Genomic DNA, 16870 nt, shown 5'->3' on the forward strand with positions numbered 1-16870 from the left:
TTACCGACCTGTAAATAACAAAGTTCTCCTTCGTTATTATACACTTCAAGTCTTTTAAGGTGAGTATTTGGAGGTAGAAATAAAAATGAGAAGTACCGTTCATTGATGGTAACATACCTTTTGGTGTGCTTCATCCGTTCCCTTACGATAAGGGCTTTTTCAATTATACTATTTATATCTTCTGATTGTACGAGAAAATCATAATCAAAGAGTTTCATTAACTCTGTAGGGAATGGAGCAGTAGGTAAATGTGTTAATTTCTCTACAAGGTTATCCATCTTGGATTCCCAAACTGTCGATTCTTTCGCCTTCCTGTAGCCTTGCAGTAAATTCTCAAATACAGCAAGGCAATCTTTCTCAAAGTTTTCCGCAACAATTTTCTGTTCTATCATCATAAGCTTCTTTTAATTTTTTAAAAATTAATGGCTTATGATTATTCTCAAGCTCAATCGAAAGTTCCATCATTTCATCATATTATAAGTCTTATTTTTTGAATAAGGTTATTTCTGCCGTTCTTCGTTGTACCAATGAGTTTAACCATAAGCAAAAATTTTGTGGTAAATAATTTTCATTGGCTGCAAAAATAATTTTTTGGTAAAAAAACTGAATGAATGCAATTGAAATAAAAAATGGAAGGCAAAAACGGCTTGATTGAAAAAAAAATCAAAAAAAATTAATTTCTTTTTTCTCCGTTATTTTGCGTCAAAAAGTATAGTAAAATGTATGATAGGCAATTTTTAAACCTCACTTAAAAACCTCTGTATATTACTGTAATATAGCTTGATATAAATTATTTATTTTTCGTTCGGATATACTTTTTATACATTGTTGGCAGCTGGCTTTTCTATTTCATCATTTATCTTCTTTATTCTATTTGATAGCTCATCCATTTGGTAGAATACAAATAACCTTTCATTAGCTATCTCAAGAATACGTTTATTAAATTCGGATTTTTCAACAGGGATACAGTCCAATTGATATTCAAATATTTTTAGATTTAATAAGACCATATAATTCATTTTGCTTTTCAAGATTTCTTTTTCAGCTTTAAGAATAGAATTGTCTTTTTCATTTTGCCTATAACACAATATTGTGTCATGAATACCAAAAACTCTTGTGGTCTCAAATAAGGAACCAATTGTATAAAGAATATTTCGCATCTCTGCTCGGTCCAAAAAAGTGGTTAATTTTTCAGAGTCTTCTTCTGAATCATTAAATAAGATATTATATAGTCTAAAGCATATTTTATTATAGTCTTCTAATAAGCTAATATTTATTTCTTGATTGATATTTTTATAGTTATCATTAACTAATTTTAGATTAAAACTATTTACAGTTGGTAAATAAGGCTGTAGAATCTTTTCTAACCTTATATTGTTGTTCTCGCACACCTTACTCCATCTATCGAATTCCTTATAAATTACTGTAATGGTCTTATTTTCAATATATTCTTTTCTTTGGTTAAAAAGTTCTTTCTTTTGTTCTTTTAATTCATATCTCTGAATTTTAATAGTATGCAAAACAAAAAGTATAGAAGCAAAAGATAATAGTGAACCAGCAAAACCTCCTATTGCATCTCCTAGTCTAGAATAAAAATCCAGAAAATCTGGTTTATTTGTATCCACATTCACAGGGATTTCTTGAATCTGAAATTGAAATATTATATATCCAATTGCTGCAATTGATACGAATAAACCTAATATTAATAAGAAATTGTTTCTTAATCTTTTCATGTGCTATTTATTAGCTTGCTGCCAACGTACTTGTATTTATACCTTGTACATTTATATCTTATTAATTGTATTGCTTTTGTCCATATACAAGTCCAAAATAGTATGTAAAGTGGACAAAGTTATTTTATAAGTCATCTATCGGATTTTTAAATTTGCTAAAATCAGAATTAGATACATGGGTATATCTATCTGTTGTTTTTGAACTGGCATGTCCCAGCCACTCCTGTATATATCTTAAATCAGTTCCTTGCTCCAGTAAATGAATAGCAAAGCTGTGCCGAAGCATATGAGACGGTACTCTTTTTTTAAAACCAATAGATAGTTTAAACGGTTGCCGGTGTTTGGCAGCTTTGAGTTGTATGGTTGGTTTTGGTATCACAAATAGTTTTAAAATGATAGTAAACAAAATTAATAAAAGAGTTAGTATATGCAAATGAATAATATATGACTTGGTGCGGGCTTGGCGATACCTCTATTCAGTAAGTCTGTTTATTTGCATAAACTATACTATAAATACAATGTATTTGAGTGGAAAAGAAAGACTGAGCGACATAAATGTGTCGAACAACGCCCTGAGAGTTTCATCAGCTGGGAGGGAGGCTGGTCTGCGGATAGAGAGGGTAAAATAGCAAGGTGCGTACTTCACTGCATGTAAGGTGCGCACCTTGCTTATACCGTAGTGCGTACCTCGTATGTTGGTTGGTGCGCACTTCACTCTTAATTAGTACGCACCTCACTCGAGCGAGGTGCGCACCAACTGTAGGGGAGTATTTTATACCGTTTTTTCAAACCTGGTATTTTTAACTTCCTGGTTCAGTTCACTGTCGGCACGATAGTTAATTATTACCGACTCGATATGGTTGGCAGTTAGCTCTTCGGGCGAGGCAGCTCCTTCGCTTTTTAGTCTTACACTAAAGGTGCCAATACCTTCGAGTTTCACACCATTACCACCAATAAGTTCTTTGCGGATAATGTCTGAAAGAGTAACTAAAACACCCCGGGCTTCGGCCTTGCTTAGGGCTGTTTTTGCAACTATTTCTTCTTCAATCTCTTTGCGTTTAATGGTTCGTAAACGAACAGCTTGAGCATAATACTTTTTGTCTTCTCTGTTTTGAGGATTAGATCTTTCCTGAGCTTTAAATCGTACAGGCATAATAAAATTGTTTTTAAGTTATTATATATTGCTTGTGCCGGATATTAAATAATTAAAACATTAATAAAACCTCTATCATTTGCTGTTTTACTATGCTTTATAAATATAGAAAGTTACAAATGATGTGTGGCTTTAATTTGGGTAATGAATATATATAATTATTGTCAATAAACAAAATGATAGTATGAACAAATATTTGCTAAGGTTTGATGGTTTTAATATCCTCTTTTTAACCGTGTATAATTGTTAAAGTTTATTTTGGGCCTAATCTTTATAAGCTGATGGCAGTGTTGATGATGATCGGTAAGGAAGGGATAGTATCCACGGGTGGATCAATTTCTATTAAAAAACCATCTTGCTCCTTTAAAGATGGAAAGGGAGTGGTTCGTTTGTAGCCGGTCATTTTATTTTGTAAGGCTTCTTTTGCTTGTTTAATAAGGTCGTAATCCGTAAAAGTATGCACGATATCTCCGTTGGAATTGATAAAAAACATAGTTGGGTACAATCCTACATTATATGCCTTTTTAAATCTTTGTCCCATAGGGGTGTCCATATCTAAATACACATTTATGAAACGTGGATTATAAAAATCGCCAAATTCTTTTAACGGAAAATAATCCTTAGTAAGTTCTTTGCAAGGCCTGCACCATTGGGCACAGCAAACAATAAATAGTAATTTATCCTGATTGTTTGCTTTTTCAACAGCTTCTGCTACATTATTCTCGTTGTAGAATTGAATGCCGTCCTGAGCCAAAGTGGTAAATGATATGAATAGTAAGACTGTAATAATAATTTGTTTATACATAGTAGTTTCATTTAGGTTGGTTTATTTAATATATCTATGTTTATAAACGGTAGCTTTTATTAAATATTATCACATCTTTTTTATCATACATTATCCTTAAATGAAAAGTATCTAAAAGTTAGTTGATTATTTTGGTTTGCATGTAAGCATTTGTATTAATTGATAATCCGATAATTTTCGATATTCACTCCACCTATTTCACTCAAAAAACTACTATGTAGCCGTCAATGTAATTTTGTTTTTAAGATAGAAGTGCTTTTTACACTAAAAAGCCGACTCAGAAATAATCTGGTCGGCTTTCGGTATTTTTAGAATTTGAAATTGCTTTGTTGTAATTATTGGTGGCTTCGATTACAGATGATCGATTACGGGCCAGCCATCAACCCATTTCATTTCCTTAATCAATAGCTTCGAAGCTCCGTTGTTCTGTCTGTCGTAGCCATGATATACCAGAATATCTTTGCCATCGATATGGGCTGCTCCGTTATGTCCCACGCCTGCCCAGCGATCGTTACCTTGCAATAAAATGGTACCGCCACCTTTATCCATTCGTTTACCTTCTTTATCGAGGTAAGGCCCCTGTATGGTTTTCGATCGTCCTATAATTATTTTATAAGTGCTGTTCATGCCCCGGCAACAAAAATCAATGGAAGCAAACAGGTAGTAATAGTCGCCTTTTTGATAGATGAATGGTGCTTCAATACTGTTTTCTCTTCGATCCTCATCACTGGTGCGACGCGAGGCAATGGTGGCAAAGGTATTAATATCCTGGGCTGGCGAAAGACCATCGTCGCTCAGTTGTACCAATTGTAATCCGCCCCAGAACGAACCGAACGAAAGCCATGGAGCATCGTTTTCATCCAAAATGAGATTACCATCAATGGCATTCCAGTTGGTTTTACCCGGAAAGGATTGAATTACTTTTCCATGATCTACCCATTTAAAATCTGGGTCGGAGGGATGCAGTGTTTTATTGGTTGCAACGCCTATGCATGAAGTGTTTTTACCAAAGGCCGAAACCGAATAATACAAGTAGTATTGTCCATTAAAATAGCTAATGTCTGGTGCCCAGGTATGGCCACGATATTCGGGAATAGCCTCGGTAGCCCATTTTGGAGCTTCGGCAAAAACCGGTTTTTCGATGGTCCAGTTTTCCATATCGGTAGATGAAATAACGCTAATACCAAAGCCTGTGGCAAAAACATAGTAAACCGAATCTTGCTTGATAATAACCGGGTCGTGTGATCGTATGGAATCCAGAGGGAAGGTTTTGCCGGTTAAATCACGAAAGTGTCTTCGTTGCGCATTAGCTGATATAGAAAGCAACAAACTGATTATCATAATCAGTAAGAAATAAGATTTATTCATAGCAGATTTTTTAATGATGACCAAAGATAAAAAAAACTATCGAAAGTCATTATAGCTCAATACATCTGTTCAAGATAAACTTAGTCTCTATAAGTTTATAGAAGTGTTAATAATGATCGGTAAGGAAGGGATAGTATCCACAGGTGGATCAATTTGAATTAAAAAACCATCTTGTTCCTTTAAAGATGGAAAGGGAGTGGTTTGTTTGTAACCGGTCATTTTATTCTGCAAAGCTTTTTTTGCTTGTTCAATAAAGTCGTAATCATTAAACGTATTCACAATATCTCCGTTTGAATTGATAAAAAACACAGTTGGGTACTTTCCTACATTATACGCTTTTTTAAATCTTTGTCCCATAGGGGTGTCCATATCTAAATACACATTTATGAAACGTGGATTATAAAAATCGCCTAATTCTTTTAACGGAAAATAATCTTTAGTAAGTTCTTTGCAAGGTCGGCACCATTGGGCACAGCAAACAATAAATAGTAATTTATCCTGATTGGTTGCTTTTTCAACAGCTTCAGCTACATTATTCTCGTTGTAGAATTGAATGCCGTCCTGAGCCAAAGTGGCAAATGAAATGTATAGAAAGAATGCAATGATAATTTGTTTATACATAGTAGTTTCATTTAGGTTGATTAAAAAGATACTATATATTGATAAACGACAGCTTTTGTTAAATATTATCAACTGCTTCTTTAAAAGTCTCGCCTTCTTTGAGATGCCCCTTCGCTATTGAAAAGACAGGAGCATGAAATCCTTTTCGTTTATAAGTAAGAATTTCGTTATTCGTATTTTCTAAAATGACTCCGATTCCTGTTTTAAGTCATTCTATTTTTTTGTTTTATCTGAAAAACTCTAACGATAATGTTCACTCATAACAACCGGATACTTTTTTGTATAGTACTTGGTTATCAGCTTAGGCACAAAAAAGATTAATATGGGTAAGAAATACGCCCAGCCGGTAATAAAAGAGAATAACAGGGTGATGATAAATGATATTGGTACTATCAAAGCCCTGCTTAAGTTATAATTAACAATTACTTTATCAGGGTTGCTGCTTAATTTATATTTAGGGTTTCCAATAATCTTCCACAGCTTAAAACAGAAAAATCCGGCAAAACAAATATTAAAGGTGTACACCGTGAATGGTATTTTCAATGATCCGATAAAATGTTCGGTAAAGAAAGAAGTACTAAACGGCATGAGTACAATGGGCATTAGAAATAATAAATTATTCCACAGTAGTTTTGAATTCACCGAAGTAACAAATTTAAATACACGGTGATGCGACAACCAATACATACCTATTACGAAAAAACTGACAGTAAAGCCAATGAATTTGGGTGTCAGATTTTTTAATTCTGTCCATAAGATGGCATCTGTAATAGGTTGGATGTTTAATGCCGGCATTTTAACGTCGATAACCAGTAATGTTATGGCAAATGCAAAAACACCGTCACTTAACGATGCCAATCTTGATACCTGAAACTCTTCTTTGTCATTGTTTTTTGTAATATACTTCTTCATAGATTTATTAGCTTGTTTATGAGATGGGTATATGTTAATACACACCGGTGTAACTCGCTCAATAGGGATGTAGCAAACTATCCCGTAATGGATTTTTTAATAAAGACTTAAAAAGATTTTTGTTAGCTGAGAATGACTATCGAAAGGATAAATGTATCAAATTCACTCAAAAAATAGAATATTCCGTAGCCATTTTTTTGAAATACTTCTTAAATGTAGTTGTGTATAGATGTAAAAAGAGGGTGTCCAAAAAGTGATTCTGCAAATAAGGAATCTTTCAAATGGTAACTTTACTTTCATTATACCCCACCAAACCCTGCCTGCAGCAGGCAGACTCCCCTAAAAGGGAGGCTTAAGTCCCCTTCAGGGGAATCGAAGATCGGCAAAGCCAATTAGGGGTAACATAGAGTGATATTTTATTACAAATTGAAACAAACGTTGTTTTGATGTTTAGTTTTTGGACACCCTCTTTCAAATGATAGTATATAATTGAGCAATAAATTTACTAGTAATGCGAATCAACAGTTGAACCCACTTTGGGGTTCCTTTATAATACGCTCATATTCCACGGGTTCCACCCGTGGCTATTCTTATTAAATCCTTTCAGGATTTGAAAATGTCTAAAGGACATTAACAATAATAGCCTCGTATGGAGCGCGGGGTGACTATTTGACTAATGATACAACCCCGAAAGTGGGTTGAACTTTGCTATATAACAATTTGAACTATTGATTCGCATTAGTAATTCACACGTATCTTTTTAATCCACATTATATATCCGCTAATGGGGAGGTAGGCTGCAAACAAAGCCAATAAGAAATACAGAAATTTGGATTTCAGACCTAATATTTCACCGGTATGGAGGCTTTTTATCAGTGACCTTACCTTTTGAGCTGTTGTTTTATCCGACCATAATTTGGTTTCTTTATACTTACCTGTTTCATCAAAGGTAATGTCGTCGTGTAATACAGCACCTAAAAAGCTTTTTGTATTGGTTTTACGAATGGTAATATCCGAAAAGTGATGCCCCGGAAAAACAAAATTAATATCTCCTTTGTAATTGAGTTTTTGTTGAGCGGCATCAAGCATTACCTCATAATTGATAGTGGTAAATATACTATCGTTAATGTTTTTTGGGGGGCGGCGCTGCTTTGATCCAGGATTGTTTTTAGCCATTTTTTCTCTTTCGATCTTTTGCTGTTTGGCTTCTTCTTTTTCTGTTTTAGTCTGAAAAATACCGATGGTTACTTCTCGCACTGTAGGATAAGTGAAGTAGATACCAGTCCAGGTTATTAACAGCAAGCCAATAGAGGCCATAGCGCCAAAGTTAATATGAAAGTCACGGTTAAATACCTGAAATCCATATTTGAGCCGGGCATTAAACTTGTTTTTAAAAGGTTTTTTCTTGCCCTTGATGGGCCACCATAAAACAATACCTGAAATAATAAAGAACAAAAAGCCTACTGTAGCTCCTCCAACAATCTGCTTGTAGAATTGAACATTTTCGGCATTGAACCATCTGTGCAAACGAAAGATAGTCCAGAAAAACTCACTAACACCAGAAGAGGCGGTTCCTACTATTTCGCCTGTTTCTCTATCGGCAAAGGCAATCACCTGCTTTGAGCCTCGTCCACCACCAATAATTCTAATGTTTTTATCATTTTCCTCAGGAATTACAAAGCGGGAAGGGTTGGTATGATACTCATTAATAAAATGGGTGGCTACTAATTTTAAAGAAGCTTTCTTATCGGTCTCTTTATCGCGATTAATGAATTGGCGAGCACTAAAATCTTCTATCTCGGTTTTAAAAACATAAATAGCTCCGGTTGCAGCAATAAATGTTATTACTAAACCAATACAAATTCCTCCCCACATGTGGAGGAGGAATAAGATGTATTTTATGATATTTTCGTTTTTCCTTCGCTTTCGGAAAAGCGCATGTAAAATATTCATTTGTTGATTTTAAGGTTGTTGTTTTGCTAAATAGCAAAGCCCTTCTTTTTGAAGACAACAGACTATTAATAAATACCTTCGACAAAAATATTTCCACTATCTAATGTCATACCTTTCGTTACTGCATCAGGATCGTCGGAATTAACATCAAAAATATAAATGGCTGGTTCACTGGCGCCTGAGGTTCCAACCGGACTAATGGCCATATACATTTTATCATCAATTACTTTTACTTGCTGATAACCGAAAAGGTCGCTCATAGGCACATTCATTTGAATAGCTGTTTTATTATAGATGTCGATACGAATGACACCCCAATCGTTGTTTTCATCTGCAGCATCAAAAAACTGAGCACTCATATAACAAATACCATTACCTGCGTGATACCAGTTATTGGTGTTAAAAGCTCTACCTAATGCTTCGGTAATATTAAATTCCCAGTCTTCGTCATACTCACCATCTTGCAAACGAAGTAACATGGTTGCATCTTCGGCACTGGCAGCACGGTTAGCCTGGTAAACATATCCATCAATGGCATGCATGTTTTCGCCTCTGTAACCGTTGGTGTTACCATGTCCTTTTTCGGTACGGATGTATTTAGGATTTGTCAGTGACGGATAATCTAATACAATGGTGTGCATTCCGGTTAATTTAATATCAGCATCTCCATCAAACAACCGACGACCTACTCCGTAGTAAATTTTGTTATCCAAAACGGTTGGAGCATCCACTCTAAAAGGATAAGCCTGGTTTTCGATATCCCATTCGGTGGGTTCAATTTCCCAGGTTTCCATGGTTGAATGAATCGATAGTGCCGGAATATCAATATTAACTGAATACATTAACGGTTTTTTAATTACGCCGTTGCCTGAATCCTCAATGTCTTCAGCATTAATATTATGAATTAGAATAGTTTCTTCATTGATCTTCCAGGGGCGAACATGGGCAGTACCTCCCATAACATTGGTAACATCAATATCATCCACCTTGGTATAAATTCCATCAGTACAGGTTAAACGTTGCAAATCACCACCACCGTAATTAAATACATATATGTTATCACTATTATCGGTGAATACACGAGCTGAGCGCACCGGGTTCAGGTGGTAACCGTTATTAACGAATGACAAAGAACCTTCTTCCAGGTTATTGGTAGAGGCAAGAAACACCTGGCTATCATCATCATCAAACTTAGCACCAATGTGGAATGTTTTACCAGTGTCTTCTCCGGGTTTAGTTCCGTTTGATTCATCTTCGCAGGCACTAAATGTAAATGCTGCACTTAATAACATTATTGAATAAAACAGTTTTGATTTAATCATGGTATATTTTTTAATTGTTAGAAACGATATGAAAATTTAGCGGCTATAGAGGCCCCTGGCTTTTGAACAGCAAAATTGTCGAAAGCCATGGTGTTAAAAATGTTTCGGGCATCCACCGCCAATGTTGTTCGTCTGTTGGCAAAGCGATAACTAATGCTTACATCATTAATGAATTGTGTGGGTACCACGGGTTTGTTTTGATTTCCGATGATACTCCAGTCGAAATCAAATTCGTGGATGTATGAGCTATACCAAGCTATGTTTATAAAGTCACCTTGTCTGAACAGGTCGCCCAGATTATAGCTGGCACTGGCATTGGCCGTTAGGTAAGGCATATTAGGTTCTCTACTTTTATAATTCAGATTTTCTGATCCATTGGATGAGTACTTTTCCAAAAACCGAGAATCGAGGTAATAGCCCTGAAGCATAAAATGCCACTTCTGAGCAATTTTATAATCTAATTGAGCTTCAATACCTTTTGAGTTAACATGCCCAATATTTTGAAATACCGAGTAACTATCGTCGCCACTTACAATAATGTTTCGGCGAATTCGGTCATAAGTATCACGTAAAAATAAGTTGGTAGTTAAACTCAGTTCAGTTAATCCATCGCGATGGAGTGCAAATATTCCTCCCAGATTAACGTTCATACTTTTTTCGGGTTCAAGATCGGTTGAAGCCACAATTTCATCAGATACATTACCAAATACTTCATTGGTATTAACCAGCCGTATGGCTTTTTCTATGCTAAAGTTGATGCGTACTCTGTCGTTTAATTCGTACGATGATGCTGCTCCATAACCCCAATTATCGTCAGGGCGGCGGAAATTAAGTGTGTCGTAAGTTGATCCGCTTTGCTCAATGCGGTGTTGCTCCAACAGGTTATTGTAATATTTTACAAAGAATGAATTGCGAAGTTTTTCGTCCAACAATATTTGTTGATAAGTAGCACCGGCAATCTGTTTTGTAATAGTATTGGTTGAACCATAATTTCGTAACTCGGCAGCCTGCATTTCATCGTCAGAAGAACGTACATAGCGATTGTAAGAGTAATTCACTCCTAAACTGTGTTGTTGATTAAACTGATATTGAGCCGATGCGCGGGCTACATAGTTTTCGTTGTCATCTACATTTAAAGTTGCTGTTCCTGCTTCGCCCGGAACCGGAGTAACACCTGCTACCGGTGGAATAATTTCTCCATACCAATTGTAATTGTTAGTAGTGGTATCTACAACGCTTCGTTGCGATAGTGAATACTGTCCATCAAGCGAAAAGGTTAGATTATCAATGAATAAATCCTTTTTCAGGTATTTAATGCTGTGAGCAATGGTTTTACTTTCGGTAAATCGCTCACCATATGGTTTAATCATCCTGGGGCCGTGCTGAAGTTCTTTGTAATCGTCTGATAGGTTGATGGAGTACAATAACTGATCGGCCCATCTTTTACCTGTTACACCCATATCAAATTTGGCTCCTTTACTTTTATAAGCGTCGTGGAAGCGTCGTACTTTAACACCTTGCTCCACTACTTTTAGGTAGTTGGGATTGCGGCTTCCATCCGGTAAAAACTCGTTGTAATCGCGAATTTTTATTTCATCGCTCCATACTTTATAATCATTGTCAGAGTAATTATAAAACATTGACAATCGGCTAGTCAGTCCACTCTTACCATTTCTCCAGTTGGCAATTACATCGCCCCGGTGAGTGTTAAATGAGCCATATTGATAAGAAGCATTACCGTTGAAAATGTTTTTTTTATCGTTTGGATTCAGTTGCTTGGTTACAATGTTAATGGCACCTCCCAGTGCATCGTTGCCCAACTCAACCGGAACAACACCTTTATAGACATCAACACGTTCGATCAGCGAAACCGGAATAGAATTAACGGAATAAGACGAACCAAAGCTTTCCATTGGAACTCCGTCAATAAAAATTCGTACAGCCCGACCGCTCATACCATTGAGGTTAAAGGTGGTTTGCGATCCTAATCCACCATCTCGACGTACTTTTAGCCCGGGGGTTTGTTCCAATACATCATTTAGTTCCAAGGGGCGTGTTTCCAGTGGTTTTACATCAACAGAAGTAACTGCAAATCCGCTTTTGTTTATCTGAGTAGCCTTGGTTTCGGCTTTTACAACCACCTCGTTCAGGCCAATTTTTTCTTCTTCAAGTTTAATGTTTAATAAAATGGAATTGGATTTTGAAAAGTCTACGGGAATTTTCTTTTCGGTATACCCTATGCTTTTAACAACAAGAATGACCTTTTTATGAGTGAAGTCGCTTAATATAAAAGAGCCATCAACAGAGCTGTTTGTTCCTATTGTTGAGTTTTCGATATAAACGTTGGCAAAAGGTATGGGATTGTTATCTTCATCAATCACTTTTCCATTGATCGTTTTCTCTGGATTATTTGCAATGATGATTTGAGAACTTATGTAGAAAATAAAAAGAAAAATACTGTTCTTCATCCCGGTTTTTTTTGTTTATGCAAAACAATAGAAGAAGCAGTCATCAATCAATCCCTATTAATTGTGGTTTTATTTAGTAGATGGGGAATTGCGTTTAGTAAAGGAATCCAAAAAAAGTAAAAAACATCGTAAGAAATGATAATGTAAGATTTGTGTAAATAATTATTTTATAAAATGGATAAGAGTTAGTATTTAGATAGATACACTGATTTTAATAGGAGAAAAGGAATGATATCTGGAGTGAACTGATATTAAATATATGAGAAAAAAGTGAAGAAAAGTTAGAATTTACATATCCCTAAAATAGGGTAGAGGTGTAATGTGAAGATTACAGTTTACCTAAAAATAAATCCATCTTTTAACGGATCATTGGGATCAAAACAGAATTCATTCTTACCTGTGATATGTGCTGTGCCGCTTACTTCAGGAATGAGGGCTGGAAAAGTGCCATAAGTGGTTTCTTCTGAAACCTTAACATCCATTGTGGTTCCTAAAATACTTTCAATAGTTATCGTTTCATTCAGTTGCAATTCTCCTTTAGCATAATGAAGAGCTGCCCGGGCACTTACACCAGATCCTGTAGCAGAGCGATCTACTTCACCATCGGCAAAAATACAAACATTGCGACTATGATGATTTGGGGTATGGGCTTTACCTGTAAAAATGCTACCATATAAAAAGCTCAAATCATCTTCAAAAGGGTGGGTGATGGGGTACTTTTTTATGATAGCTAATTTAATTTTTCTTCCCCAATGGATTAGTTGATTGTAGTTATCGGATGTTAGTTTCAGATTTAATTGATCGGCATCTACCAATGCATAAAAAGCTCCGCCAAATGCTATATCAAACTGCACTTGTCCTATTCCTTCAATAACTAAACTTTCATTTTGATATAGAACAAACGAAGGAACATTTAAAAAGCTCACTTTTTCAACAATATTGTTTTTTCGGAAGGCCTTCGCTCGTATTTGTCCCGGAGGAGCATCAATTAGTAATTCCGGTGTATCCCCATCTTTGGTGATCATACCTGTATCAAAAACTAACTTGGTTAGCGCAATAATGGCATGTCCACACATGGTACTATAACCTTCATTATGCATGAAGAAGGTGCCAAAATCGGCATTGGTTGAAGTTGGTTCGGTAATAATGGCTCCATACATATCGGCATGACCACGAGGTTCAAACATGATACCTGTTCTGATATGATCAAGATTGTTTTTGAAGAACCTTCGTTTTTCTAATATGGTAGAGCCTTCAATGTTTGGTAATCCTTGATAAACAACGCGCAAAGGTTCTCCTCCTGTATGCAAATCAATGGTTTTGATTTGCAACCAATCTTCAGGAGGCTGCCATTGCCATTTATCAAGGTTAATCATTAATGATATTTTTTACACATTTACTCCAAATAAATACCCTACAAATGCAGATAATCCCATGGCTATGGTTCCCCAAATAACAATTCGAAGAACCGCTTTGGTAATGCTCGATCCACCGGTTTTGGCTGATGTTGCACCTAATAACACCAATGAAACAATGGTAAAGGCATACAGGTAGTATTCCATTTGTTTAACCGGCGCCAAAAGGGCAACAATTAATGGTAATAAACCTCCTGCGGTAAAGGCTGCTCCTGAGGCCAATGCTGCCTGAATAGGATTGGCCTGAGTGATTTCATTAATTCCCAATTCGTCTCGCACGTGAGCTCCCAGAGCATCATGTTCAGTTAATTCTTTTGCTACTTGCTGCGCCGTTTCTTTTGTCAGCCCTCTGCGTTCGTATATCTGCGAAAGTATTTTTAATTCATTTTCAGGGTAGTCTTTCAGTTCCTGAGCTTCGCGTTTGATATCAGCTTGTTCAATATCGGTTTGAGAACTGACTGATACGTATTCGCCGGCTGCCATCGATAAGGCACCTGCTACTACACCCGCTGTTGTGGCCAATATTATGGTTTCGCGTGAAGTAGCTGCTGTAGCAATACCAATTGAAAGGCTTGCTACGGAAATGATACCGTCGTTGGCGCCCAACACAACGGCTCTCAACCAGTTACTTCTACCAATGTAATGGTTGTCTAAATAGTTATCAATTGTAATCATTATAGGTCAGATACTTTTAAAGAGCGATGTCGGTTCCCAATCCCTTTTCTTCTGCCATCTGGTATATCAGTTTGGCTGCAAACAGGTCGAAAACACCATGTCCCACACTCTTAAATAATCGTGTTTCTTTAAAACCCAGTTCGTTGGGCTGTTGTATTAATGTTGAAATATGTTTGATTTGTTCCGGTTTTATCCATTCGTTTTCAATAGGATGAATTAAGTCGCCGCTTTCCAGTTTGGCTTGCTCAGCATCGATCCATACCGTATCAATTAATCGGTAAACAGATTCTGAAATCTCACGCATCTCAGGTTTATAGGATCCTACGCTAACGAATGTTTTACCTAACAATAAATCTTCCAGATTAGGTAGAACCGGCAATTTAGAGGTAGTGGCTGTACAAACAATCTCAGAGTTGGTAATTACCTGTTGCTCATCTTCGCAGGGGGCAACTTCAACATCAGGGCAGTGTTGATGCATAAATTGCATAAATTCCATCACCTTTTGGTGTGAAGGATCATAAAAGTAAACCCTTTCCAAATCGCGTTCATGAGAAGCCATCCATGCCAGGTGTTGCCCTTGAACTCCTGCACCAATCACTCCCAGGTATTGAGCCATGGGATCGGATAAATGACGAATGCCAACACAAGCTACAGCAGCAGTTCGCATGGCGGTTAATTTAGCCCCGTTGAATAATGCCAGAGTTTCCCCGGTTGCTCCGTCATTTAAAATTAATGAGCCTTGAATGGCAGGCAATTCTCTATCGGCATTAGCAGGAAATATCGAGACCAATTTGGTTGAAAATAAGTCAGGGCCTACCGATGGCATCACCAGTAAGGTGTTATCATCCATATGCACATGCATGCGATCCGGAGTTTTATAATCGGCATCATTAAAAGTTTGCAGAGCCACTTCCATGGCATCAATCCAATGGTGCGGTTGGGCGGCTGATTCAATGATTTCCCCTGAGATTATTTTCATAATGAACTGGTTAAAATGCTTTTAATCGTTCGTTTTCCACATCTTCAATGGATTTAGGAAGAGGTTTACCCAATAATCGAGCTCCTGTTTCAGTAATTAAAAAGTCCTCTTCGTTACGACATCCACCAAAATTTTTAAACTGCTCTAATTTAGTGAAGTTAAGATACTTTTGAAAACGTTTTTCGTTTTTCCATAAATCGATTAACTGAGGAATGAAATAAATGCCTGGCTCAATGGTTAATACAAAACCGGGTTCGAGTTTACGTGCCAAGCGTAACGACTTTAGTCCAAACTGTGTACTTTTAGCTTCCTTGTGATAGCCAACATATTGTTCGCCCAGGTCTTCCATATCATGTACATCCAGTCCCATCATATGCCCCAAACCGCAAGGAAAAAACATGGCATGAGCGCCTTCGGCAATTCCTTCTTCAATATCACCTGTAACAAAGCCAAGGTCTTTCATGCCGCGCATAATCTCACGAGCCGATTCGAAATAGATATCCTTAAATGGTACACCTGGCTTTAGCAATTCAATGGCTTTATTATGAGAGTTGAGCGCAACCTGATAAATCTCTTTTTGCTCTGAAGAAAAAGTTTTGTTTACCGGGAAGGTACTGGACATATCGCCGGCATAGCCCATGGCCGTTTCAGCACCTGCATCCAACAAAAACATTCCACCTTCTTTTAAAGTGTTGCCATGGTAGTGATTGTGCAAAGTTTGTCCGTTGATGGTTCCGATAACAGGAAATGAAATCTGACCACCGGCAGCAATGGCAATTCGTTCTACCTCAGCGGCTACTTCCGCTTCTTGCATTCCCGGGCGAGCTATGCGCATGGCAGCAAGGTGCATATCAACCGTGGTGTTAACTGCTTTTTCAATTTCAACAATCTCTTCTTCCGACTTATAATTACGTTGTTTGATAACCGCTTTAATCAATTCCAGCGAAGCTTTTTCTTTAACTTGCTCTGGTAATATGCCTATCCATTGAAAAAGCTTAATCTGGCTTTCGGCACGATATAATGGTAGAAAATGGATTTTTCTTCCCTGACTTTGTGCTTTTTGTAAATCGGCTTTTAACTGATCGATGGTACCACTTTGAGTAACCCCGGATTGGGCCGAACGACTGGCAATGGTTGGCTGATCACCCATCCAAACAATATCGTCGATGGTGTAATCATTACCATATACTATTGATTCACCACTTTCGGCATCTACAATGGCTGCCACATCGGGATGGTTAATGCCAAAGAAATACAAGAAGCTGCTGTCCTGACGAAAGTGATAGGTATTATCGGCATAATTCATGGGACTTTCAGAATTTCCAATAAACAGGATGATCCCTTTTTCAACATCTTGAGCCAGTTGTTGGCGGCGATTTATATAAGTCTCTTTTTTAAACATGATTTTGTAGTTTAATGGTTTAACAGGCAGAAGATTTGATAAACTTACTTCTGCAATATAAGAA

The 16870-nt window shown here is 36.8% G+C and carries 16 protein-coding genes; all 16 read right to left on the reverse strand.

The window, feature by feature from the left end; all coding sequences use genetic code 11:
* A partial coding sequence (locus tag KEM10_RS22280) for a hypothetical protein (protein WP_212220024.1) occupies nucleotides 1-395 on the reverse strand: 395 nt, incomplete at its 3' end.
* 423 nt (nucleotides 396-818) lie between these two features.
* Nucleotides 819-1733 carry a hypothetical protein gene (locus KEM10_RS22285; protein WP_212220027.1) on the reverse strand — a complete coding sequence of 305 codons (915 nt, stop codon included), beginning with the start codon at nucleotides 1731-1733 and terminating at the stop codon, nucleotides 819-821.
* A 124-nt stretch (nucleotides 1734-1857) separates the two neighbouring features.
* Complete coding sequence (locus tag KEM10_RS22290; protein ID WP_317196700.1) at nucleotides 1858-2112, reverse strand: tyrosine-type recombinase/integrase; 255 nt, start codon at nucleotides 2110-2112, stop codon at nucleotides 1858-1860.
* A 393-nt stretch (nucleotides 2113-2505) separates the two neighbouring features.
* Entirely contained in the window at nucleotides 2506-2886 is a 381-nt protein-coding gene (locus KEM10_RS22295; RefSeq protein WP_212220029.1) for an HU family DNA-binding protein, read from the reverse strand.
* A gap of 271 nt (nucleotides 2887-3157) precedes the next feature.
* On the reverse strand, nucleotides 3158-3691 hold the full coding sequence (locus KEM10_RS22300; protein ID WP_212220032.1) for a thioredoxin family protein: 534 nt from the start codon (nucleotides 3689-3691) through the stop codon (nucleotides 3158-3160).
* A 351-nt stretch (nucleotides 3692-4042) separates the two neighbouring features.
* Nucleotides 4043-5059, reverse strand: coding sequence for an arabinan endo-1,5-alpha-L-arabinosidase (locus KEM10_RS22305; protein ID WP_212220035.1), 1017 nt, complete (start codon nucleotides 5057-5059; stop codon nucleotides 4043-4045).
* Nucleotides 5060-5146: 87 nt separating this feature from the next.
* Nucleotides 5147-5680, reverse strand: coding sequence for a thioredoxin family protein (locus KEM10_RS22310; protein WP_212220038.1), 534 nt, complete (start codon nucleotides 5678-5680; stop codon nucleotides 5147-5149).
* Nucleotides 5681-5738: 58 nt separating this feature from the next.
* A complete protein-coding gene (locus KEM10_RS25035; protein WP_212220099.1) occupies nucleotides 5739-5876 on the reverse strand; it encodes an NUDIX hydrolase in 138 nt (45 codons plus the stop codon).
* Nucleotides 5877-5920: 44 nt separating this feature from the next.
* Nucleotides 5921-6592 (reverse strand): TMEM175 family protein, encoded by a 672-nt coding sequence (locus KEM10_RS22320; RefSeq protein WP_212220041.1) that lies wholly within the window; start codon nucleotides 6590-6592, stop codon nucleotides 5921-5923.
* Nucleotides 6593-7330: 738 nt separating this feature from the next.
* A complete protein-coding gene (locus KEM10_RS22325) occupies nucleotides 7331-8545 on the reverse strand; it encodes a PepSY-associated TM helix domain-containing protein (RefSeq protein ID WP_212220044.1) in 1215 nt (404 codons plus the stop codon).
* A gap of 65 nt (nucleotides 8546-8610) precedes the next feature.
* Complete coding sequence (locus tag KEM10_RS22330; RefSeq protein ID WP_212220047.1) at nucleotides 8611-9867, reverse strand: hypothetical protein; 1257 nt, start codon at nucleotides 9865-9867, stop codon at nucleotides 8611-8613.
* Between the two features lie 17 nt (nucleotides 9868-9884).
* Nucleotides 9885-12335 carry a TonB-dependent receptor gene (locus tag KEM10_RS22335; RefSeq protein ID WP_212220050.1) on the reverse strand — a complete coding sequence of 817 codons (2451 nt, stop codon included), beginning with the start codon at nucleotides 12333-12335 and terminating at the stop codon, nucleotides 9885-9887.
* Between the two features lie 335 nt (nucleotides 12336-12670).
* The gene (locus KEM10_RS22340) at nucleotides 12671-13711 is read right to left on the reverse strand and encodes a proline racemase family protein (protein WP_212220053.1); all 1041 of its coding nucleotides are present in this window, start codon (nucleotides 13709-13711) and stop codon (nucleotides 12671-12673) included.
* 12 nt (nucleotides 13712-13723) lie between these two features.
* Nucleotides 13724-14425, reverse strand: coding sequence for a VIT1/CCC1 transporter family protein (locus tag KEM10_RS22345; RefSeq protein ID WP_212220056.1), 702 nt, complete (start codon nucleotides 14423-14425; stop codon nucleotides 13724-13726).
* A gap of 16 nt (nucleotides 14426-14441) precedes the next feature.
* Complete coding sequence (locus KEM10_RS22350; RefSeq protein WP_212220059.1) at nucleotides 14442-15404, reverse strand: ornithine cyclodeaminase family protein; 963 nt, start codon at nucleotides 15402-15404, stop codon at nucleotides 14442-14444.
* 10 nt (nucleotides 15405-15414) lie between these two features.
* The gene (locus KEM10_RS22355; protein ID WP_212220062.1) at nucleotides 15415-16806 is read right to left on the reverse strand and encodes an aminopeptidase P family protein; all 1392 of its coding nucleotides are present in this window, start codon (nucleotides 16804-16806) and stop codon (nucleotides 15415-15417) included.
* Nucleotides 16807-16870 lie beyond the last annotated feature (64 nt).

It is taken from the genome of Carboxylicivirga linearis (genome assembly GCF_018271995.1).
GTDB lineage: Bacteria > Bacteroidota > Bacteroidia > Bacteroidales > Marinilabiliaceae > Carboxylicivirga > Carboxylicivirga linearis.